We start from the raw sequence: 19,167 nt of genomic DNA on the forward strand, positions 1-19,167 counted from the left end.
GTGTTTTATTACGATATTGGGTTCGATATTGTATTGACACACCGTTGTTGGTGGAAATACATATTTTACGTGCACAAAAATGGGCGGCGGGACACAGTGCGCCGTAACGTTCTGGGGGACGTGCAGAGCGAAGATATGTTTATAAACGGTATGGGGTTTTGGGCTTAATATTTCATAAATACACCGATGGTGGTATGTTGTAATAACAACGAAAGTTGGATATGCGGCGTGGGTTGGGGTGATAATTATTTTGACGTTTGGTTTTTATATTGTATATACACACCGTTGTTGGTGGGGTTGTAAATTGTTTTAACTTGATATATGGCGTGAGGACATCGTTACTCCTTTCGTCGTAACGTATGCCGTCACGCTACAACGCGTACATATAAGTATATAATTGAAAAATTTATCGGCGTGGGTAATGTTTGCTCGTAGCATGTTTCGGTTTTATATTTTTGAATTTATTGTTAGCTGTATGTTGTTATAACAACATACAGCTATGCGGCGGGATATAACCCGCCGTTACAGATGCGATTGCGTAGGCATACAATTGTATGAATATATCATCGTGGATAAAATGGCGTGTGATATTTTTCGGTTTTATATTTTATTTACACAGCGTTGTTGGTGAGGTTGTACAAAAATAAACGTCATATATGGCGGCGCAACATTATAGCCCTAACCCGTGCTTTTTGATTTGAAAAATCAAAAACACGATGGTAGGACTTATACAAAGACGTCCGACGACATTTCGACGAACAGGAGAAATGAGTCGTTGACGTCGATTGTGCATGCGCCGTTACGTTCTGGGAGACGGACAGAGCGAAGGTATGTTTATAAATTGGTAAGGGTTTATGTTTTATATATTTTACATACGCAACGTTGTTGCTGGAGTTGTAAATTGTAAATCATTGATATATGGCGGCAGGACATCGTTGTTCCTATCGTCACAACGTATGCCAGCCGTTACAAGCGGCGATTGCGAAATGATACAATTGTATGAATATATCATCGTCTATATATTTTTAAGTTGTATTTTTTGTTTCAATGTATTCTTTCTCCCAAGAATTTTTTCCTTTATTAAAAGTGTAATTTTTTATTCATTATTTCCCTTGACACGCAGTTGTTTTTTATGTTATTATATTTAGGTTGACACTAAGGTTTCGATTTTACAGGTTTTTAAAAATTTTTTCAATTTTTTTAAGTTTTTGCTTGTAATTCGGTTTTCTTTGTGTTATAATATATAGGTGCCCGAAGTCGATGGCGTTGAAGGGAAAGGTGGCCAATCGTTTGAATTGGGAGATTTTCCCGGAGTATGCGAAGCCGGCGAGCTTTCGCGAAAGCAATGACTTTTGTGGTTTTTCTTTTTAAGCGGAAGAGGAAACACCCGGATGAGTTGTTGTATTGACGTCGTATGTAAGGGCTATCATACGAAGGAGGGTAATATGAGCACAAAAAATAAAATCAGAATCCGTCTTAAGGCTTATGATCATGAGTTATTAGACAACTCTGCAAAGAGAATTGTGGAAGCTGCAAAGAGAACAGGCGTTGAGGTTTCAGGACCTATTCCTCTTCCAACAGAAAAGGAAATTATTACAATTTTGAGATCTGTTCACGTTAATAAGGATTCCAGAGAGCAATTTGAGCAAAGGACTCACAAGAGATTAATCGATATTTTGAATCCTAATCAAAAGACTGTAGATGCTTTGATGAAGTTGAATTTAGCTACAGGTGTAGATATCGAGATTAAGTTATAGGCTGTTAAGATTTATATGATTGAAGATCAATCCGCTATAAAATATGGAGGTGCTTTAGATGAAAGGCATAATGGGTAAAAAACTCGGCATGACACAAATTTTCGGTGAAACCGGAGAGTTGGTTGCCGTAACCGTTATTGAAGCAACACCGAATGTTGTTGTTCAAAAGAAGACGGTAGATAAGGAAGGTTATGACGCAGTTCAACTGGGTTTCGAACCTATCCGCGAGAAGCTTGCTAACAAGCCGAAGAAGGGACATTTCGAAAAGGCCGGTGCTAAGCCGATGCGTTTTTTGAGAGAGTTTAAAGATGATTCTTTCCAAGCTTTAGATCTTGGAAGTGAAGTGAAGGTAGATATTTTCGAAGAAGGTAGTTTCGTAGATATCACAGGTATTTCAAAGGGTAAGGGAACACAAGGTGTTATTAAACGTCACGGTTTCCAAAGGGGTCGTGAGTCACACGGTTCTAAGTTCCACAGAATGCCGGGTGGTTTGTCTGCAGGAACTTATCCAGGAAGAGTTTTTAAGGGCAAAAGAATGGAAGGTAGAATGGGTAATGAGAAGGTTACTGTTCAAAACCTTGAGATTGTTCGCGTAGACGCAGACAAGAATCTTTTGCTTGTAAAGGGTGCGGTTCCGGGAGCAAGAAACGGTATGGTTCTTGTTAAGGCTGCGCTTAAGAAGTAAAGGAGGACGAAATGCCTAAGATAAAAGTTGTAGATATGTCAGGCAAGGAACTAAGAGAAATTGAAATTTCTGAAGTTTTGTTTGCATCAGACATCAATGAAACAGCTGTTCACCAAGCTGTGGTAAATCACTTGGCAAATAGACGTCAAGGAACTCAATCTACCAAGACAAGAAGTGAAGTAAGAGGCGGTGGCAGAAAGCCATGGAGACAAAAGGGAACCGGTTCTGCAAGACAAGGTTCAACTCGTTCACCACAATGGAAGGGTGGCGGAGTTGTTTTTGCTCCGAAGCCAAGAGATTATTCATATAAGTTACCGAAGAGTTTGAAGAAGGTTGCTTTGTATTCAGCTTTGACAAGCAAGTTCAATGACGGTAAGATGATTGTTGTTGATAATATTAGTTTTGACGCACCGAAGACTTCAAAGATGATTGAGTTTTTCGATAAGTTGGGTGCAAGAAAGCCGCTTGTTGTTACTGAATCAGTTGACAAGAATGTTTATTTATCAGCAAGAAATATAGAGAAAGCTGCGGTAACATATGCAGATTTAATCAATGTTTATGAGCTTTTAAAGCACGATAATTTGGTTATCAGTGAATCCGCACTCAAAAGAGTTGAGGAGGTTTTTAACTAATGAACGCATATGATATTATTTTACGTCCTGTTGTTACAGAAAGGGCGATGGATGATTTGGCCGAAAGAAAGTATACTTTTAAGGTTTTAAAGACAGCTAATAAGACTGAGGTCAAGAAGGCTATTGAAACTATTTTCGGTGTAGATGTAGAGAAGGTTACTATTATGAATGTAACCGGTAAGAAGAAACGTCAAGGTATGACAGAGGGAAGAACTTCAGATTGGAAGAAGGCTATTATAAAGCTTACTCCGGAATCAAAGGGTATTGAGTTCTTCGAAAGCCTTGAGTAGTAGGAGGTTAGATTATGGGAATTAAAAGTTTTAAACCGACCTCACCTAGCCGTCGTCATATGACGGTTTCTACTTTCGAAGAAATCACAAAGAAGTATCCTGAAAAGAGTTTGGTGGTTTCTTTAGCAAAGAATGCAGGTAGAAATTCCAAGGGTAGAATTACAATGCGTCACAGAGGTGGCGGTGCTAAGAAGAAGTATAGAATTATCGATTTCAAGAGAGATAAAGATGGTATTCCAGGTATTGTAAATGCTATTGAGTACGATCCAAATAGAAGTGCAAATATTGCTCTTATTTTCTATAAGGACGGGGAAAAGAGATATATTCTTCACCCACAAGGACTCAAGGTAGGCGATACTGTTTTATCAGGTGAAAACGCTGATATTAAGGTAGGAAATGCTTTGAAGTTAAAGGATATTCCTGTCGGTACTTTCCTTCACAATATTGAGTTAAAACCTGGCAAAGGCGGACAATTAGCTCGTTCAGCAGGTAATGAAGCTCAACTTATGGGTAGAGAAGGTAAGTATGCTCAATTGAGACTTCCTTCAGGCGAAATGAGAATGGTTCTTGCAGAATGCCGTGCAACTATCGGTTCTGTTGGAAATCAAGAACACGAGCTTATTACTATCGGTAAGGCAGGAAGAAGCCGCAAGATGGGTAGACGCCCACATGTTAGAGGTTCAGCTATGAACCCGGTAGATCACCCGCATGGTGGTGGTGAAGGTAGAGCTCCTGTAGGACGTCCTGCACCTATGACACCTTGGGGCAAGAAGAGCCACGGTGTAAAGACACGTAAGAAGGGCAAAAAGTCTGATGCAATGATTATCAGAAGAAGAACCAAGTAGGGAGGAAAAATGGCTAGATCGATTAAAAAAGGACCTTTCGTTGATGAACATCTTATGAAGAAGGTTGAAGCATTAAACGAGAAGAATGATAAAAAAGTTATTAAGACATGGTCTAGAAGATCAACAATATTTCCGGAATTTGTAGGTCACACGATTGCTGTACATGACGGAAGAAAGCATGTGCCTGTATATATTACAGAAGATATGGTTGGCCACAAACTTGGAGAGTTCGTTCTTACTAGAACATTTAAAGGACATGCCGGCAAAGATGCTAAGACGGCAGGTATGTAGGGAGGAGTTCATATGAAGACAAGTGCAATTGCTAAATATGTAAGAATCAGTCCTAGAAAAGTACACTTTATCTGTCAAGAGATTCGTGGAAAGCAAGTGGACGAAGCTTTAGCTTTCTTGATGTTTACTCCTAAGAAGGGTGCACGCATTCTTTCTGATGTTTTAAAGAGTGCTGTTGCTAATGCTGAACATAATTTTGAAGCAGATAGAGAAAAGTTGATTGTTAAGGAAGCTTTCGCAAATGAAGGCCCAAGGATGAAGAGATATCGTCCGAAGGCTAAGGGTAAGGCTTATCCTATTATAAAACGTACCAGTCACATTGGCGTTGTAGTCGCAGATGAGTAAAGGAGAGTTTGAATTATGGGTCAAAAAGTTAATCCACATGGACTAAGAGTTGGAGTTATCAAGGATTGGAATTCCAGATGGTTTGCAAGTAAGAAAGACTTCTCCGACAATCTTATTGAAGATTACAAGATTAGAGAGTTTTTAAAGAAGGAATTATACCAAGCGGGAATTTCCAAGATTGATATTGAACGCGCTGTAAACAAGGTTAAGGTTTCTATTTTCACTCAAAAGCCGGGCGTAGTTATCGGACGTGGCGGTGAAGGTGTTGAAACTTTGAGATTGAAGTTAAACAAGCTCACAGGTAAAGATGTTGTTGTAAGCGTTGAAGAAGTAAAGAATCCTGATGTTGATGCTCAATTGGTTGCAGAAAATATTGCAGCTGCTTTGGAAAGACGTATTGCATTTAGACGTGCTATGAAGTCTGCTATCCAAAGAACTATGAGAGCTGGAGCAAAGGGTATTAAGACACAAGTTTCCGGTCGTTTAGGCGGAGCTGATATTGCAAGAGCTGAAAGATACAGTGAAGGTACAATTCCTCTTCAAACTATCAGAGCAGATATCGATTACGGTTTTGCAGAAGCTAATACTACTTATGGTAAGATTGGCTGCAAGGTCTGGATTTACAAGGGCGAAGTTTTAAATGGTAAGCTTCCTGAAGTAAAGCCTGCTGACGACGGAAAGAAGAGAAGAAGAAAGAGATTTGTCAAGGGACAATCTAATAAGTAGGAGGATATGTAGTTATGTTGATGCCTAAAAGAGTCAAAAGAAGAAGAGTCCACAGGGGCAGAATGAAGGGCTTCGCAAACAAGGGTAATACTATTACTTACGGCGAATATGCTATTCAAGCTCTCGAACCTGCATGGATTACCTCCAACCAAATAGAAGCTGCACGTCGTGCTATGACAAGATATATTAAGCGTGGCGGTAGTATTTGGATTAAGATTTTCCCGGATAAGCCGGTTTCAAAGAAGCCTGCTGAAACACGTATGGGTTCCGGTAAAGGAGCTCCGGAATATTGGGTAGCTGTTGTTAAACCGGGAAGAGTTATGTTTGAAATGGGCGGCGTTCCTCTTGAAGACGCTAGAGAAGCTATGAGACTTGCCCAACACAAGTTACCAATTAAGACTAAGTTCATCACTCGTGATGATGTAGAAGCTAAAGGCGGTGAAGCTGATGAAGATTAATGAAATTCGACAATTATCGGATCAAGAATTACAAGCTAAACTTCAAGAATTGAAAGCAGAGCTCTTCAATCTTCGTTTTCAAGCTGTAACCGGTGGTCTTGAAAATCCGATGAGGATTCGTATTGTTAGAAAAGAAATAGCAAAGATTAAGACTATTGAGAGCGAAAGAGCTCTTGGAATAAGGAAGGAGGCTTAAGGTTATGGAAAGAAGTTTAAGAAAGACTAAGATCGGTATCGTTACAAGCGATAAGATGGACAAGACGATCACAGTTAAAGTTGAAACCAAAGTCGCTCACCCTGTTTATAAGAAGAGAATTAATCGTACAACAGTTTTTAAAGCTCATGATGAACAAAACCAAGCTAAGATCGGTGACAAGGTTCAAATTATGGAAACCAGACCTTTGTCAAAAACTAAGAGATGGCGCCTCGTTCAAATCATTGAGGAAGCACGTTAATTAAGGAGGAATTATGATACAACAAGAAAGTCGCATGAGAGTTGCTGATAACTCAGGTGCTAAAGAAGTCCTCGTTATTAAGGTTCTCGGAGGAACAAGAAGAAAGATCGCATCTGTTGGGGACATTGTAGTTGTTGCTGTCAAAAGTGCAACACCCGGCGGAGTTGTAAAAAAAGGTGATGTTCAAAAGGCTGTTATTGTAAGAACAGTTCGTCCTGTAAGACGTGCTGACGGCAGTTACATTTCTTTCGATGACAACGCATGCGTTATTATAAAAGATGACAAGAACCCGGTTGGCACCCGTATTTTCGGGCCTGTCACAAGAGAGCTAAGAAAAAATGATTTCATGAAGATCGTTTCACTTGCTCCGGAAGTACTATAAGGAGTTTCATATGAAGATTAGAAAAGATGATACAGTAATAGTAATTGCCGGTAAAGATAAAGGAAAAACCGGAAAGGTTTTGCGTTCTTTCCCACAAGAAAAGAAGGTTATTGTTGAAGGTGTTAATATTCAAGTTAAGCACCAAAAACCTATGGGACCACAAAAACCGGGCGGACTTGTTAAGAGAGAAGGCAAGATTGATGTTTCAAATGTTATGTATTACGATACATCAGCAAAGAAGCGTTCAAGAATCGGCTATAAGTTCCTTGAAGATGGCACTAAAGTAAGATTTAGAAAATCTGATGGCGAAGTTATAGACTAGGAGGATGATATAGATGGCTCCAAGATTATTAGAAAAATATAAGAATGAAGTAGTTTCTCAATTGGTTGAGAAATTTGGATATAAGAATATAAACGAAGTTCCAAAGCTTGAAAAGATTACTTTAAACGTTGGTTTGGGTAAGGCAAAGGACAATCCGAAGATGTTGGATGCAATTGTTAAGGAATTGGCCCTTATTTCAGGTCAAGCTCCTGTTGTAACCCACGCAAGAAAGTCTATTGCTAATTTTAAACTTCGTGAAGGTATGAAGATAGGTGCAAAGGTTACTCTAAGAGGTGACAAGATGTATTACTTCTTGGACAAGTTTGTAAATATCTCTTTGCCACGTGTTAGAGACTTCAGAGGGGTTAGCGACAGAAGTTTTGACGGTCGTGGAAATTATGCTACGGGTGTCAGAGAACAATTGATTTTCCCTGAAATCATTTATGACGAAGTTGAAGAGATACACGGTATGGACATCGTTATTGTTACAACGGCTAAGACAGACGAGGAAGCAAAAGAATTATTGGGTCTTCTCGGTATGCCGTTCAGAAAATAAGGAGGATTTTAATGGCAAAGAAATCAAAGATAGCAAGTCAAAAGAGAACTCCTAAATTCTCTTCAAGACAATACAATCGTTGCAAGATTTGTGGAAGACCACACGCCTATCTCAGAAAATATGGTATTTGCCGTATTTGTTTTAGAGAACTCGCTTACAAGGGTGAAATTCCTGGAGTAAGAAAGGCAAGCTGGTAAGCTTTGAAGGAGGTAAATTATGTTAACTGATCCTATTGCAGATATGCTTACGAGAATTAGAAATGCAAATAGTCAAAGGCACGAATTCGTAGACATTCCGGCTAGTAAAATTAAAGTTTCGATTGCTGAAATTCTAAAAGATGAAGGATACATCAAGGATTTTGAGGTTCTTGAAGACGGAGTTTCTAAGACAATTCGTATTGCGTTGAAATATATTAATAGTAAAGAAAGAGTTATTTCAGGTATCAGAAGAATTTCTAAACCTGGTTTAAGAATTTATGTAAATACAAATGAACTGCCAAGAGTTTTAGGCGGTCTTGGTATTGCCATTATTTCCACTTCTAAGGGAATTATGACAGACAAGAATGCTCGTGCTCAAAAGGTTGGCGGCGAAGTTATTTGCTACGTATGGTAAGGAGGAGATTATGAGTAGAATCGGATTGAAACCAATTGCAATTCCTTCAGGCTGTACTGTAGATATTAAGGACCAAACAGTTAAGGTTAAGGGACCTAAGGGTGAACTTTCTTTTACGGCTGTTAAGGAAATGACTTTTGAAGTAAAGGATAATGAAATCCATGTAATTAGAGCTGACGAAACAAAGAGAGTCAGAAGTCTTCACGGTTTGACAAGAAGTCTTGTTGCAAATATGGTTGAAGGTGTTACAGAAGGATTTAAGAAGGAATTAAAGATTATCGGAACCGGTTACAGAGCAAGTATGAACGGTAAAAAATTGGGTCTTACCCTTGGTTTTTCACATCCACTCGATGTTGAAGTTCCAGCAGGTTTGACAGTTGAAACACCGGACAACTTAACTATTGTAATTTCAGGTGCTGATAAACAACAAGTCGGACAATTTGCGGCTCTCGTCAGAGGTTACAGACCACCTGAACCATATCTAGGAAAAGGTGTTCGTTACGTTGATGAACATGTACGTCGTAAAGTCGGTAAGACTGGTAAGTAGGAGGTCTTTTAAATGATAAAAAAAGTTGATAAGAATCAAACTCGTATAAAAAGACATCTTCGCGTAAGAAACAAGGTAAACGGTACTGCTGAAAGACCAAGACTTTGTGTTAGAAGAAGTTCTAAGCATATTTATGCTCAAATCATTGATGATGTTGAAATGAGGACGCTCGCTGCTGCTTCATCCCTAGACAAGGAATTAGGTCTTGAACACACATCAAACAAGGAAGCTGCTAAGAAGGTTGGCGAACTTGTTGCAAAGCGTGCTATTAAAAATGGCATCAAGGAAGTAGTATTCGACAGAGGCGGATATGTTTACCACGGTCGCATTAAAGAATTGGCTGAAGGCGCTAGAGAAGCCGGACTCGACTTCTAGAAGGAGGTATTACTTTGACTGAGAGAATTAATCACGAAGAACTCGATTTACAAGAAAGAGTTGTTGCAATCAACAGAGTTTCTAAGACTGTTAAAGGTGGTAAGAACTTCAGATTTGCCGCACTCGTTGTTGTCGGAGATCAAAAGTCTCACGTCGGCATCGGAATGGGCAAGGCTCTTGAAGTTCCGGAAGCTATTAGAAAAGCTGTTGCTGATGCAAAGAAGAATATGATCGAGGTTGTTATTCAAGATACAACAATTCCACACGAAATCATTGGTAGATACGGTGCAGGCAGTGTACTTCTAAAGCCTTCAAAAGAAGGTACCGGAGTTATTGCAGGAGCAGCTGTTCGTGCAGTTTGCGAACTTGCAGGTATCAAAGATATTCGTACAAAGTGTCTTGGCAGTAATAACCCAAGAAATGTTGTTAACGCAACAATGGCAGGTCTATCAAGTTTGAAACGTCCGGAAGACGTTGCAAAGATGAGAGGCAAGTCAGTGGATGAAATATTAGGTTAGGAGGCGTCTTATGGCTACAATAAAATTTAGACAAAAGAGAAGTCTCATCGGTAAACCCGAAAGTCACAGAAGGATTGTTAAAGCTTTAGGTCTTCACAGAATTGGCCACGTAGTTGAAACAACCGATACTCCACAAATTAGAGGAATGATCAACAAGGTTAAACACATTGTTGAGGTTATTGACTAGGAGGGAATTATGGATCTAAGTAATTTAAAAGGACTTAAGAGAACTTCCAAGAAAAGAGTTGGAAGAGGAATCGGTTCCGGAATGGGTAAAACTTCTACTCGCGGTATGAAGGGACAAAATTCCAGAAGCGGTGGCGGTACACGTCCTGGATTTGAAGGGGGCCAAATGCCACTTTTCAGACGTATGCCGAAAAGAGGATTTACAAACATATGGAGAACGGATTATTCAATCGTTAATGTTTCAGAACTTGAAGCATTTGACAACGGTCAAACAGTTGACAAGGCTGCAATGATCGAAAAAGGACTTGTACACAGAAGTGTTGGTGCTATTAAAATTTTAGGCGAAGGAGATTTATCCAAGAAGCTTACTGTTAAAGCACAAAAGTTCAGCAAGTCTGCACAAGAAAAGATTGAAAAAGCTGGTGGAACAGCTGAGGTGAACTAATGTTTAAAACATTAAGAGACGCATGGAAAGTTAAGGAAATAAGAAACAAGATTCTTTTCACATTATTTTGTCTCTTTATTTTCCGCTTAGGAAGTCATATACCGGCACCATTTATTGATAAGTCACAAATCGCAAAGATTTTTGAAAGTGCAGGACAAAGTGTTCTCGGATTTTTGGACTTGATGGCCGGTGGTTCGCTCTCCAATATGAGTATATTTGCCATGAATATTTATCCATATATCACGGCGTCAATTATTATCCAACTTCTTACAGTTGCAATTCCTAAACTTGAAGAACTTGCAAAAGAAGGAGAAGAAGGAAGAAGAAAACTCAATAATATTACAAGAGTTACAGGTGTTGTTTTGGCACTCATTCAATCTATGGGTACAGTTTTCGGACTATACAGCAAGGCTGTTACAGCAACCGGATTCATTCAAAACTCACTCATTATTATAACATTAGTAGCCGGTACAAGTTTCCTTGTATGGCTCGGAGACAGAATTACAGAAAACGGAGTTGGAAACGGTATTTCACTTATTATCTTCGTTGGTATCGTTGCAAGATTACCTGAAACTTTGATGAAGAATTTCAGACTTGCACAAGCAGGTGTAACATCATGGATTGCTGTTATCATTTATCTTTTGATTATGGTTGCAATTGTTGCATTTGTTGTTATTATCCAAGAAGGTGAAAGAAGGGTTCCGGTCCAATATGCAAAGCGTGTTGTTGGAAGAAGAGTTTATGGCGGACAAGCTACACATATTCCAATTAAGGTTAATATGGCTTCAGTTATGCCTGTTATCTTCGCATCGACATTTATGCAAATTCCTGCAACAATTGCTCTTTTCTCAAAGGGTGGTTTTGCAAATTTCCTACACAATTGGTTAACACAAGACGGTAAATTCGGTTTTTGGATTTATCTTATCATAAATTTTGTGCTTATTGTATTCTTTACGTATTTCTACAATGCAATTCAATTTAACACAGTTGAATATGCAAAGAATATTCAATCACAAGGCGGTTTCATTCCGGGAATCAGACCTGGAAAGCCAACAAGTCAATTCCTTTCAAGAACTGTTAACAGAATAACGTTCATCGGTGGTCTTGCACTTGCTATTTTATCAAGCTTACCGCTATTACTATCACACTTTTCAAACCTTGACGTTGCTTTCCAAGGAACAGGGATGATCATCGTGGTAGGTGTTGCACTCGAAACTGTACAACAAATTGAAGCACAAATGACCATGCGTCACTATAAAGGATTTTTAGGCTAATGAGACTAATATTATTAGGTGCACCGGGTGCCGGAAAAGGCACTCAAGCTATAGAAATTAAAGAAGAATTTAGTATTCCACATATTTCAACAGGTGACATTTTTAGAGCAAATATTAAAGATGGAACAGAGCTTGGAAAAAAAGCAAAGGGATATATGGATGAAGGTAAACTTGTTCCTGACGAGCTGACAATTGAACTTGTGAAAGACAGACTAAGAAAAGACGATGCAAATAAGGGCTTTTTGTTGGATGGCTTTCCAAGAACAATTCCTCAAGCTGAAGCGCTTGACGGATTTTTGAAAGAAGAAGGAATCAAGCTTGACAGAGTTGTTAATATAGATGTAGACAAGAGTGTTCTACTTGACAGGATCACGGGTCGCCGTGTATGCAAAGATTGCAAGGCAAGCTTCCACATTGCCTTTAATCCTCCAAAGAAGGAAAACGTTTGTGACCACTGCGGAGGCGAGCTCATTCAAAGGGCTGATGATAATGAAGAAACGGTTAAGAATCGTATAGGTGTGTACGAAAGAGAAACCAGTCCATTAATCGACTATTACAACAAACAAGGACTTGTCCTTAACATTGATGGTAACAAGAGTCCAAAAGAAGTTACAAAAGAAATCTTCGAGGGTCTTAAGTAATCAATGATAGAGAAGATAGTACCCGGACAAATTGTTAGAAGCAAGGCAGGTCACGATATGTTTAAACATTTTGTGATTGTAGAAGTGGTTGATAATGATTTTGTTTTAATTTCAGATGGAAAAACCAGAAAGCTGGAAACGCCGAAGAAAAAGAAAATAAAACATTTGGCTATTTTAAATGACAATGCTTTTAAAGACGAATCATTTTCGTTAACAAACAAAAATTTAAAGAAACTAATGCAAAGGTACAACGAGGGGGACAAGTATTAATGTCAAAAAAGAATACTATTGAGGTTGAGGGCGTTGTTGTAGATGCTCTCCCTAATGCTATTTTTAAAGTAAAACTTGATAATGGTTATGAAATTATCGCGCATATTTCCGGTAAATTAAGAATGCACAATATTCGAGTTTTGCCGGGAGATAGAGTAAACTTGGAACTATCTCCATACGATCTTACCAAGGGCAGGATCACATGGAGAAACAAATAATTAAGGGGATGAAATAAAGATGAAAGTAAGACCATCCGTAAAGAAAATTTGCGACAAATGCAAAATTATTAAAAGAGGCGGAAAAGTAATGGTAATCTGTGAAAACCCTAAACATAAACAAGTACAGGGTTAAGGAGGCTAATTAATATGGCAAGAATTGCAGGTATCGACCTTCCTAGAGATAAAAGAATCGAAATCGGTTTAACATACATCTTCGGAATTGGTAGAGTTACTTCAAAGAAAATTTTGACAGATGCCGGAGTTGATCCGGATATTCGTGTACGTGATTTGACCGAAGCAGATGCTGCTAAAATCAGAGCTGCTATGGAACATATTAAGGTTGAAGGAGATCTTCGCCGTGATGTTGCTCTTAATATTAAGAGACTTCGCGAAATCGGTTCATACAGAGGTCAACGTCATAAGAGAAGTCTTCCGGTAAGAGGACAAAGAACAAAGACGAACGCTAGGACAAGAAAAGGTCCGGGACAAGCCGGTAAAAAATAAGGAGGGATAAATCTTGGCAAGTAATAAAGGAAAGGCTACTAGAGTTAAAAGAAGAGCCAGAAAAAATATAGAAAAAGGTCAAGCCCATATCTCTTCATCATTTAACAATACAATGGTGTCTTTGACAGATATGCAAGGCAATCTGATTTCATGGGCAAGTGCCGGAGGACTCGGATTTAGAGGCTCAAGAAAAAGTACTCCATTTGCTGCACAAGAAGCTGCTGAAACTGCTTCAAAGAAAGCAATGGAACATGGTTTAAAGACGGTGGAAGTTTATGTTAAAGGACCTGGTTCAGGAAGAGAAGCTGCTATCAGAGCTCTTCAAGCATCAGGACTTGAAGTTACATCTATCAAAGACGTAACACCTATTCCACATAACGGATGCAGACCTCCTAAACGCAGAAGAGTTTAGGGATTAATCTTGCAAGGAGGGAACCTTATGGAAATTGAAAAGCCTATTATCGAAATTTTAGATATGAGCGAGGACAAGAGCTACGCTAAAATCTCTATCGAGCCGCTTGAAAGAGGATATGGAACTACTTTAGGAAACTCAATGAGAAGGGTACTTCTATCAAGTCTTCCGGGAAGCAGCATTTCTAATATTCGAATTCAAGGAGTTCTTCATGAATTTTCAACTATTGAAGGTGTTTATGAAGATGTTCCGGAAATTATTCTAAATATAAAGAACTTGGCTATAAAAAGCTATACAAAAGAACCACAAAAACTTCTTATCGATGTAAAGGGCCCGAAGGAAGTTACAGGGGCGGACATTATTACAGGAACGGACTGTGATATTATTAATAAAGATTTAAAAATCGCAACCGTAAATAAAAATGGACACCTAGTCATTGAAATGGACCTTACACACGGCAGAGGTTATGTGCTCCAAGAAAAGAATAAAGAAGCTTTAAAAGAATCCACATCCATAGGGGATATTCCAATCGACTCAGAATTTACACCTGTAAAGAAAGTGAATTTCAAAATTGAAAACACTAGAGTCGGACAAATTACAGACTATGACAGATTGGTTTTGGAAATTTGGACGAATGGAACCATAAACGCGGATGAAGCGGCCTCCTTGGGCGCAAGAATTTTAATCGAACATTTAAGTCTCATAAGCGGTCTATGCGAAAATATGGACCAAGGTGGGATATTAAAATTAAGAGATGATCGTGCAAAGCAAAGATATTTGAAGATGTCAATTGAAGAACTTGATTTGAGCGTTCGTTCATTCAACAGTTTGAAGAGAGCAAACATCAACACAGTTGCTGAACTTACAGAAAAGTCGGAAGACGATATGTTAAAAGTCAGAAACCTTGGAAGAAAAAGTTTGGAAGAAGTCATCAACAAATTGGCTGAATACGGTCTTAGTTTAAAAGAAACTGAAAGTTAAGGAGGGTTATTAATGGCACAAAGAAAGCTTGGCAGAAGATCTGACCACAGAATGGCAATGCTTAGAAACCTTACAACCTCTCTCTTATTAAATGGACGTGTTGTTACAACAGTCACAAGAGCAAAAGAATTGAGAAAACTTGCAGATAATATGATCACTCTTGGTAAAAGAGGCGATCTTCACGCAATAAGACAAGTCAATTCTTTCCTATTTAATAATGAAGCGGCAAAGAAGGTTTTCACTGAATACAATACTAAATATGCCGATAGAAAAGGTGGATACACAAGAATCATTAAAACAGGTGTTCGTCGTGGCGATGCATCGGAAATGTGTATTATTGAATTGGTATAAGATGGAAATGATAAAAGGGGCATTATGCTCCTTTTTTTATTTGCGGCTATTTGCGGTCTATTTTGCGACCTGCTTGCAAACTTCAATTATTTGATTGCTCGGAGTGCAATTGAGCACACCTGCGCAATCAAAAATTAAGTTTGCGGCGCATCTCATCAAAATATCATCGCAAATAAAAGTGTGTATTAATTGTATAAATATTTAGACGCAACTCAACAATTTTTGTATGGAGAACGTAACGGCTGGCATACGTTGTGTCGTAAGACACAACGATGTCCTGCCGCCATGAGGGAGAATAATTGGGATAATTTTTAAAAACAAATAATGATGGGTGAATTTATATATTGTAAGAGTTTTTGAGATAGATAATTTATAAACCCCGTTGTTGGTGATAATACATATTCAATATACACAAAAATGGTCGTCGGGATGTAACCCGTCGAATAAGTAATGATAAGATTATTAAATAATAGTATGTCTATAAATAAATCAAATACTATGACTTGATTTTTTTTTAAAAAGATTTATAATAAATATGGATTAATATTATTCTAATATTAAAATTGATTGTTAATAAAATTAATTTTTTGGAATTAGCTTTATAAGTTTAAAGATAGGGAAGATATTTTTTCAAGAAGAATACAAGGCTGACACAAAGTTTATAAGTATGGATTATCTAAATCATTGGTATAGTTTTGTCAGTAAAATTTGAAAAAGATTTAGAATAAATTTTAGGATTTTAAGGAGGAGAAAGATTATGGAAGAATATAAACCGGAAGTAAAATTGATTAAGTGGCAGACAATAATAACATTAATATTCGCGGTTGTTTTAGTATTATTTGCGGTTTCTCTTTACAAGGATATTGCTATAAGAAAGCCGGTAAATAAACTCGGGAATACTTTGTTTCATGCGGAGTATGCCGAGCGTGTCGATGATGAAAGCAAAAAATACGCTTTCGAAAATGAAGACCGCAGATTATTTATATCTCATAAGGACATTGAGCTTTATGATTTGGAAGGCGAGTATAATTTCTATGATGAAAATGGAAAGCTTTTGGATAAATTCGAAATCTACAATTCCTCCGAAGGGCTTGTAATAAAAAAAGATAGATTTATGCACAAAAGTTTATTTGCAAAGATTGAGTTTAAAGAAATGTAGGATTATAGTAAAAAGGAGATTAACATGCAAAGAAAATTTAGAGAAAGAGTATTAATATTTTTATCGATATCCATGGCTTCAATGCTATTTGGATGCGGTTCAAATAACGGAGCGAAAGACAATTCAAAGAGTGATGAGTTTAAAACATTTGAGGTCAGTTTTTACAAAGAACAGCTTGCGGATGATTTTTACAATAACGGAGATTGGTTTTTTGTAAATGATGAAGTTTTTAAGGAGAATTTTTTCGAACTACAAAAGGATGAAAAGCCGAAATTGAGCGAAAATCTCTCGAGTAAAGTGGAATGTAAAATAAAAAAAGCGGACAGCTATAAAATCGTATTTCCGGAAAATGAATTGATTGGACAGTGGGCGATTGATGACGGTGTGGAAGTGACGGAAATGGTTTATTATATTCCGGGAGACGTAAGAGATGAGTTTAAAACCGGACCGACAGGCAAATCGACTGTAAACCATCAATTCTATATTGAGAACGCCAAGGATATCAAGACTATAAGATTTAAGCTTTTGGATAGAAAAGATGTGGATACAGACGTTTCGTTTGAAGAAGCGGAAGGGAAGATAGAAGTTGTTTTTGAAGTAGAATAGGGGGATTATTTGCGGATCTTTTGCGGTCTATTTTGCGACGCATATAATCAAAATCTCTCGCAAATAAAATTGAATGTTGATTGTAGAAACTGGTAAACGTTGTTTGTAGCGTCGGGTTACATCCCGACGCATGGGATATGAGTTAATATACGATTGCGATTGATGCCATTTAAAAATAAATAAATGTTGTATTACCGACCAGTTTTTTTATCCATCGAACAGAAATCTTTGATTTCGTCGTGAGATGAGATAAAAAGGTGTATCGCCGCCAAGATGGAGAATGGGTGGAAAAATTTTTAAAAACACACAATGATGGGTGAATTTATAAATTGAATTAATTGTTGGGTTTACATTATATATACACACCGTTGTTGGTAATAATACATATTCAATATACACAAAAATGGGCGTCGGGATGTAACCCGACGCTACTTTTTTGGAAACGTAAGACGATAGATTTATGAATTATAAATATTATAAACGGCGTAAATAGAAAAATGTGAAAATAAATGTATGGATGTGTTTTATTTATGTATAAGATGACAGAATTTGTAGCGTCGCATTACATTGCGACGCATGAGATATAGATAAACACACGGCGTCTGAACGATTAAAATAACAAGTGAATAAACGCCACAGGTAGTAACCGTCGCTCAGTCGACGTCTACGGCTCATTTCTACTATTCGTCGAAATGTATCCGGACGTCTATGCGGAAGACCTACCATCGTGTTTTTGATTTTTCAAATCAAAAAGCACGGGTTAGGGCTATCATATTGCGACGCATGAGATATAGACAAACATACGCGTATAAGCGATTTAAAAATATAAAACAATTAACACCTCACAAAACAATCTCGCAACTCTCCCACACCTCAATATCAATTTATTAATTATTTTGATGTAAGTTTTATGCTTGTAATCACATTTTAAAAGTGTTAGAATAAAAGTTATAGAAGAAATTTGAAAGGTGAGCTTTCAAAATGATATAAGGAGGATTTTATGGATAGAGAAATTACGAAAGACATGCTCAAAGAGTTCAAAGAAAATTATGATAAGAACTTCAGCAGGATGTCTCAAAATGCGGTTGCATCGGTTGGTATTATGGATGCGTCCATAAATTATGAATTGGTAAATAAAAATCCGAATGTTTTTTCAAAGGAATTGAAAATCGGAAAGATTACAAATCAAAAGCAATCGGGCAGATGTTGGATGTTTGCCGGTTTAAATACTTTAAAGGTGAGCGTTTTGAAGAATTTCAATCTTCAAGATATTAAATTTTCACACAATTATCTTTATTTCTTCGACAAGCTCGAACGTGCAAACCAATATTTGGACGATGTTATTGAGTTGAAAGATAAAGATTTGGATGACAGATTAAATAGAAATGTTGTTTTTTATGCTGCAGATGACGGTGCTTGGTGGACAACTTTCCAACGTCTTGTCTCAAAATACGGAATTGTTCCTGAGTATGCATATCCGGATTCAAAGAATGTAAGTCGCACAAATGATTTGATTGACAATCTCGACAAGAGATTAAAGATTGCGGCAAAGGCAATAAGAGATGCTTTTAAAGAAGGCAGAGAATCCGAAATCGAATGCATCAAGGAAAAGGCAATGAAGGATGTGTATAGAATTACCGCGATTTCATTGGGCGTTCCACCAAAGAGATTTGATCTTTGCGTAAAAGACAAGGACAATAAATTGATTGAAAGAAGAAATATTTCTCCGATTGAATTCTACAATGAATTTTTCAAGGAAGATGTTTCGGAATATGTTGAACTTGGAAATTATCCGGGCAAAAACAAAGAAGAAAATGTTCTTTATGAAAGAGTTTTCATTCAACAAAGAATCGGTGGCAGCTTGAGATATGTAAATGTTTCGATTGCAAGAATGAAGGAAATTGTTATGTCGATGATCGACGCCGGCGAACCGGTTTGGTTTGCGTGTGACGTGGGCAAGGATTCTTTGATTTCAAGAGACGGTCTTGACACGGGATTTATGCTCTACAATATTCTCGACAGGGATTCACTTTTTGGAGTTGACACAAAGACGAACAAGGTCCAAAGAATGGAAACTCGCGAATCCGAAGCTACACACGCTATGGTTATTGTGGGATATGATAATTCTTCAAAGGGACTCAGATTTAAGGTTCAAAATTCATGGGGCGAAAAGGCAGGACTTGCAGGCTATCTTGTTATGGATGAAGCATGGTTTGACAACTATGCTTATGAAATCATTCCTAAAAAATCTTTCCTTAACAAGGAAGAACTTGCTGCATTTAACAAAGAACCTGTAAAACTACTACCTTGGGAACTCTAGGAGG

The 19,167-nt window shown here is 37.8% G+C and carries 33 protein-coding genes; all 33 read left to right on the forward strand.

Going from position 1 to position 19,167, the window contains the following annotated elements:
* The first annotated feature begins 1,445 nt into the window (after positions 1 to 1,445).
* Entirely contained in the window at positions 1,446 to 1,757 is a 312-nt protein-coding gene (rpsJ, locus tag C7381_RS00855) for a 30S ribosomal protein S10 (RefSeq protein WP_034547889.1), read from the forward strand.
* A gap of 58 nt (positions 1,758 to 1,815) precedes the next feature.
* The gene (rplC, locus tag C7381_RS00860) at positions 1,816 to 2,442 is read left to right on the forward strand and encodes a 50S ribosomal protein L3 (protein ID WP_034547887.1); all 627 of its coding nucleotides are present in this window, start codon (positions 1,816 to 1,818) and stop codon (positions 2,440 to 2,442) included.
* Between the two features lie 11 nt (positions 2,443 to 2,453).
* Positions 2,454 to 3,074, forward strand: coding sequence for a 50S ribosomal protein L4 (gene rplD, locus C7381_RS00865; RefSeq protein ID WP_116479560.1), 621 nt, complete (start codon positions 2,454 to 2,456; stop codon positions 3,072 to 3,074).
* On the forward strand, positions 3,074 to 3,364 hold the full coding sequence (gene rplW, locus C7381_RS00870) for a 50S ribosomal protein L23 (RefSeq protein WP_034547881.1): 291 nt from the start codon (positions 3,074 to 3,076) through the stop codon (positions 3,362 to 3,364). Before rplD ends, rplW begins: the two co-directional genes overlap by 1 nt.
* Positions 3,365 to 3,378: 14 nt before the next feature.
* Entirely contained in the window at positions 3,379 to 4,209 is an 831-nt protein-coding gene (gene rplB, locus C7381_RS00875) for a 50S ribosomal protein L2 (RefSeq protein ID WP_116479561.1), read from the forward strand.
* 9 nt (positions 4,210 to 4,218) lie between these two features.
* The gene (rpsS, locus tag C7381_RS00880; protein ID WP_034547877.1) at positions 4,219 to 4,500 is read left to right on the forward strand and encodes a 30S ribosomal protein S19; all 282 of its coding nucleotides are present in this window, start codon (positions 4,219 to 4,221) and stop codon (positions 4,498 to 4,500) included.
* Positions 4,501 to 4,512: 12 nt separating this feature from the next.
* Positions 4,513 to 4,845, forward strand: coding sequence for a 50S ribosomal protein L22 (rplV, locus tag C7381_RS00885; protein WP_034547874.1), 333 nt, complete (start codon positions 4,513 to 4,515; stop codon positions 4,843 to 4,845).
* Positions 4,846 to 4,860: 15 nt separating this feature from the next.
* Positions 4,861 to 5,571 (forward strand): 30S ribosomal protein S3, encoded by a 711-nt coding sequence (rpsC, locus tag C7381_RS00890; RefSeq protein ID WP_116479562.1) that lies wholly within the window; start codon positions 4,861 to 4,863, stop codon positions 5,569 to 5,571.
* A 14-nt stretch (positions 5,572 to 5,585) separates the two neighbouring features.
* The gene (gene rplP, locus C7381_RS00895; RefSeq protein WP_034547867.1) at positions 5,586 to 6,029 is read left to right on the forward strand and encodes a 50S ribosomal protein L16; all 444 of its coding nucleotides are present in this window, start codon (positions 5,586 to 5,588) and stop codon (positions 6,027 to 6,029) included.
* A complete protein-coding gene (gene rpmC / locus C7381_RS00900) occupies positions 6,019 to 6,225 on the forward strand; it encodes a 50S ribosomal protein L29 (RefSeq protein WP_034547865.1) in 207 nt (68 codons plus the stop codon). Before rplP ends, rpmC begins: the two co-directional genes overlap by 11 nt.
* Positions 6,226 to 6,229: 4 nt before the next feature.
* Entirely contained in the window at positions 6,230 to 6,484 is a 255-nt protein-coding gene (gene rpsQ, locus C7381_RS00905; protein ID WP_034547863.1) for a 30S ribosomal protein S17, read from the forward strand.
* 13 nt (positions 6,485 to 6,497) lie between these two features.
* Complete coding sequence (gene rplN, locus C7381_RS00910; RefSeq protein ID WP_034547860.1) at positions 6,498 to 6,866, forward strand: 50S ribosomal protein L14; 369 nt, start codon at positions 6,498 to 6,500, stop codon at positions 6,864 to 6,866.
* 10 nt (positions 6,867 to 6,876) lie between these two features.
* On the forward strand, positions 6,877 to 7,188 hold the full coding sequence (gene rplX, locus C7381_RS00915) for a 50S ribosomal protein L24 (RefSeq protein WP_034547857.1): 312 nt from the start codon (positions 6,877 to 6,879) through the stop codon (positions 7,186 to 7,188).
* 13 nt (positions 7,189 to 7,201) lie between these two features.
* A complete protein-coding gene (gene rplE / locus C7381_RS00920; RefSeq protein WP_034547855.1) occupies positions 7,202 to 7,744 on the forward strand; it encodes a 50S ribosomal protein L5 in 543 nt (180 codons plus the stop codon).
* 11 nt (positions 7,745 to 7,755) lie between these two features.
* Positions 7,756 to 7,941 carry a type Z 30S ribosomal protein S14 gene (locus C7381_RS00925; protein ID WP_034547852.1) on the forward strand — a complete coding sequence of 62 codons (186 nt, stop codon included), beginning with the start codon at positions 7,756 to 7,758 and terminating at the stop codon, positions 7,939 to 7,941.
* 16 nt (positions 7,942 to 7,957) lie between these two features.
* A complete protein-coding gene (rpsH, locus tag C7381_RS00930) occupies positions 7,958 to 8,356 on the forward strand; it encodes a 30S ribosomal protein S8 (protein ID WP_034547850.1) in 399 nt (132 codons plus the stop codon).
* A gap of 10 nt (positions 8,357 to 8,366) precedes the next feature.
* On the forward strand, positions 8,367 to 8,903 hold the full coding sequence (gene rplF / locus C7381_RS00935; protein ID WP_034547848.1) for a 50S ribosomal protein L6: 537 nt from the start codon (positions 8,367 to 8,369) through the stop codon (positions 8,901 to 8,903).
* A 12-nt stretch (positions 8,904 to 8,915) separates the two neighbouring features.
* Positions 8,916 to 9,278, forward strand: coding sequence for a 50S ribosomal protein L18 (gene rplR, locus C7381_RS00940; RefSeq protein ID WP_034547846.1), 363 nt, complete (start codon positions 8,916 to 8,918; stop codon positions 9,276 to 9,278).
* 14 nt (positions 9,279 to 9,292) lie between these two features.
* The gene (gene rpsE, locus C7381_RS00945) at positions 9,293 to 9,796 is read left to right on the forward strand and encodes a 30S ribosomal protein S5 (RefSeq protein WP_116479563.1); all 504 of its coding nucleotides are present in this window, start codon (positions 9,293 to 9,295) and stop codon (positions 9,794 to 9,796) included.
* Between the two features lie 10 nt (positions 9,797 to 9,806).
* Positions 9,807 to 9,983, forward strand: coding sequence for a 50S ribosomal protein L30 (gene rpmD, locus C7381_RS00950; RefSeq protein WP_034547841.1), 177 nt, complete (start codon positions 9,807 to 9,809; stop codon positions 9,981 to 9,983).
* Positions 9,984 to 9,992: 9 nt separating this feature from the next.
* Positions 9,993 to 10,427: a 50S ribosomal protein L15 gene (gene rplO / locus C7381_RS00955; protein ID WP_034547839.1), complete on the forward strand. Its 435-nt coding sequence runs from the start codon at positions 9,993 to 9,995 to the stop codon at positions 10,425 to 10,427.
* A complete protein-coding gene (gene secY / locus C7381_RS00960; protein ID WP_116479564.1) occupies positions 10,427 to 11,701 on the forward strand; it encodes a preprotein translocase subunit SecY in 1,275 nt (424 codons plus the stop codon). Before rplO ends, secY begins: the two co-directional genes overlap by 1 nt.
* The gene (locus tag C7381_RS00965) at positions 11,701 to 12,342 is read left to right on the forward strand and encodes an adenylate kinase (RefSeq protein WP_116479565.1); all 642 of its coding nucleotides are present in this window, start codon (positions 11,701 to 11,703) and stop codon (positions 12,340 to 12,342) included. Before secY ends, C7381_RS00965 begins: the two co-directional genes overlap by 1 nt.
* Positions 12,343 to 12,345: 3 nt before the next feature.
* Positions 12,346 to 12,612, forward strand: coding sequence for a KOW domain-containing RNA-binding protein (locus tag C7381_RS00970; protein WP_034547832.1), 267 nt, complete (start codon positions 12,346 to 12,348; stop codon positions 12,610 to 12,612).
* Complete coding sequence (infA, locus tag C7381_RS00975) at positions 12,612 to 12,830, forward strand: translation initiation factor IF-1 (RefSeq protein ID WP_034547830.1); 219 nt, start codon at positions 12,612 to 12,614, stop codon at positions 12,828 to 12,830. The genes C7381_RS00970 and infA overlap by 1 nt, the downstream gene beginning before the upstream one ends.
* Before the next feature lie 19 nt (positions 12,831 to 12,849).
* Positions 12,850 to 12,963: a 50S ribosomal protein L36 gene (gene rpmJ / locus C7381_RS00980; protein ID WP_034547827.1), complete on the forward strand. Its 114-nt coding sequence runs from the start codon at positions 12,850 to 12,852 to the stop codon at positions 12,961 to 12,963.
* A 14-nt stretch (positions 12,964 to 12,977) separates the two neighbouring features.
* Entirely contained in the window at positions 12,978 to 13,334 is a 357-nt protein-coding gene (rpsM, locus tag C7381_RS00985; RefSeq protein ID WP_116479566.1) for a 30S ribosomal protein S13, read from the forward strand.
* 13 nt (positions 13,335 to 13,347) lie between these two features.
* Positions 13,348 to 13,746 (forward strand): 30S ribosomal protein S11, encoded by a 399-nt coding sequence (gene rpsK, locus C7381_RS00990; protein WP_116479567.1) that lies wholly within the window; start codon positions 13,348 to 13,350, stop codon positions 13,744 to 13,746.
* Positions 13,747 to 13,773: 27 nt separating this feature from the next.
* Entirely contained in the window at positions 13,774 to 14,727 is a 954-nt protein-coding gene (locus C7381_RS00995; RefSeq protein ID WP_116479568.1) for a DNA-directed RNA polymerase subunit alpha, read from the forward strand.
* 12 nt (positions 14,728 to 14,739) lie between these two features.
* Entirely contained in the window at positions 14,740 to 15,078 is a 339-nt protein-coding gene (rplQ, locus tag C7381_RS01000) for a 50S ribosomal protein L17 (protein ID WP_034547819.1), read from the forward strand.
* A gap of 757 nt (positions 15,079 to 15,835) precedes the next feature.
* Positions 15,836 to 16,237: a hypothetical protein gene (locus tag C7381_RS01005; protein ID WP_116479569.1), complete on the forward strand. Its 402-nt coding sequence runs from the start codon at positions 15,836 to 15,838 to the stop codon at positions 16,235 to 16,237.
* Between the two features lie 24 nt (positions 16,238 to 16,261).
* Positions 16,262 to 16,843: a hypothetical protein gene (locus tag C7381_RS01010; RefSeq protein ID WP_116479570.1), complete on the forward strand. Its 582-nt coding sequence runs from the start codon at positions 16,262 to 16,264 to the stop codon at positions 16,841 to 16,843.
* 1,000 nt (positions 16,844 to 17,843) lie between these two features.
* The gene (locus C7381_RS01015; RefSeq protein ID WP_116479571.1) at positions 17,844 to 19,163 is read left to right on the forward strand and encodes a C1 family peptidase; all 1,320 of its coding nucleotides are present in this window, start codon (positions 17,844 to 17,846) and stop codon (positions 19,161 to 19,163) included.
* Positions 19,164 to 19,167 lie beyond the last annotated feature (4 nt).

This window comes from Ezakiella coagulans (genome assembly GCF_003096635.1).
Taxonomy (GTDB): domain Bacteria; phylum Bacillota; class Clostridia; order Tissierellales; family Peptoniphilaceae; genus Ezakiella; species Ezakiella coagulans.

Bases quoted from the DNA above. Each gene is read 5' to 3' on its own strand.
- rpsJ (WP_034547889.1), top strand. From the start codon at position 1,446: ATGAGCACAAAAAATAAAATCAGAATCCGTCTTAAGGCTTATGATCAT.
- rplC (WP_034547887.1), top strand. From the start codon at position 1,816: ATGAAAGGCATAATGGGTAAAAAACTCGGCATGACACAAATTTTCGGT.
- rplD (WP_116479560.1), top strand. From the start codon at position 2,454: ATGCCTAAGATAAAAGTTGTAGATATGTCAGGCAAGGAACTAAGAGAA.
- rplW (WP_034547881.1), top strand. From the start codon at position 3,074: ATGAACGCATATGATATTATTTTACGTCCTGTTGTTACAGAAAGGGCG.
- rplB (WP_116479561.1), top strand. From the start codon at position 3,379: ATGGGAATTAAAAGTTTTAAACCGACCTCACCTAGCCGTCGTCATATG.
- rpsS (WP_034547877.1), top strand. From the start codon at position 4,219: ATGGCTAGATCGATTAAAAAAGGACCTTTCGTTGATGAACATCTTATG.
- rplV (WP_034547874.1), top strand. From the start codon at position 4,513: ATGAAGACAAGTGCAATTGCTAAATATGTAAGAATCAGTCCTAGAAAA.
- rpsC (WP_116479562.1), top strand. From the start codon at position 4,861: ATGGGTCAAAAAGTTAATCCACATGGACTAAGAGTTGGAGTTATCAAG.
- rplP (WP_034547867.1), top strand. From the start codon at position 5,586: ATGTTGATGCCTAAAAGAGTCAAAAGAAGAAGAGTCCACAGGGGCAGA.
- rpmC (WP_034547865.1), top strand. From the start codon at position 6,019: ATGAAGATTAATGAAATTCGACAATTATCGGATCAAGAATTACAAGCT.
- rpsQ (WP_034547863.1), top strand. From the start codon at position 6,230: ATGGAAAGAAGTTTAAGAAAGACTAAGATCGGTATCGTTACAAGCGAT.
- rplN (WP_034547860.1), top strand. From the start codon at position 6,498: ATGATACAACAAGAAAGTCGCATGAGAGTTGCTGATAACTCAGGTGCT.
- rplX (WP_034547857.1), top strand. From the start codon at position 6,877: ATGAAGATTAGAAAAGATGATACAGTAATAGTAATTGCCGGTAAAGAT.
- rplE (WP_034547855.1), top strand. From the start codon at position 7,202: ATGGCTCCAAGATTATTAGAAAAATATAAGAATGAAGTAGTTTCTCAA.
- C7381_RS00925 (WP_034547852.1), top strand. From the start codon at position 7,756: ATGGCAAAGAAATCAAAGATAGCAAGTCAAAAGAGAACTCCTAAATTC.
- rplF (WP_034547848.1), top strand. From the start codon at position 8,367: ATGAGTAGAATCGGATTGAAACCAATTGCAATTCCTTCAGGCTGTACT.
- rplR (WP_034547846.1), top strand. From the start codon at position 8,916: ATGATAAAAAAAGTTGATAAGAATCAAACTCGTATAAAAAGACATCTT.
- rpmD (WP_034547841.1), top strand. From the start codon at position 9,807: ATGGCTACAATAAAATTTAGACAAAAGAGAAGTCTCATCGGTAAACCC.
- rplO (WP_034547839.1), top strand. From the start codon at position 9,993: ATGGATCTAAGTAATTTAAAAGGACTTAAGAGAACTTCCAAGAAAAGA.
- secY (WP_116479564.1), top strand. From the start codon at position 10,427: ATGTTTAAAACATTAAGAGACGCATGGAAAGTTAAGGAAATAAGAAAC.
- C7381_RS00965 (WP_116479565.1), top strand. From the start codon at position 11,701: ATGAGACTAATATTATTAGGTGCACCGGGTGCCGGAAAAGGCACTCAA.
- C7381_RS00970 (WP_034547832.1), top strand. From the start codon at position 12,346: ATGATAGAGAAGATAGTACCCGGACAAATTGTTAGAAGCAAGGCAGGT.
- infA (WP_034547830.1), top strand. From the start codon at position 12,612: ATGTCAAAAAAGAATACTATTGAGGTTGAGGGCGTTGTTGTAGATGCT.
- rpmJ (WP_034547827.1), top strand. From the start codon at position 12,850: ATGAAAGTAAGACCATCCGTAAAGAAAATTTGCGACAAATGCAAAATT.
- rpsM (WP_116479566.1), top strand. From the start codon at position 12,978: ATGGCAAGAATTGCAGGTATCGACCTTCCTAGAGATAAAAGAATCGAA.
- C7381_RS00995 (WP_116479568.1), top strand. From the start codon at position 13,774: ATGGAAATTGAAAAGCCTATTATCGAAATTTTAGATATGAGCGAGGAC.
- rplQ (WP_034547819.1), top strand. From the start codon at position 14,740: ATGGCACAAAGAAAGCTTGGCAGAAGATCTGACCACAGAATGGCAATG.
- C7381_RS01005 (WP_116479569.1), top strand. From the start codon at position 15,836: ATGGAAGAATATAAACCGGAAGTAAAATTGATTAAGTGGCAGACAATA.
- C7381_RS01010 (WP_116479570.1), top strand. From the start codon at position 16,262: ATGCAAAGAAAATTTAGAGAAAGAGTATTAATATTTTTATCGATATCC.
- C7381_RS01015 (WP_116479571.1), top strand. From the start codon at position 17,844: ATGGATAGAGAAATTACGAAAGACATGCTCAAAGAGTTCAAAGAAAAT.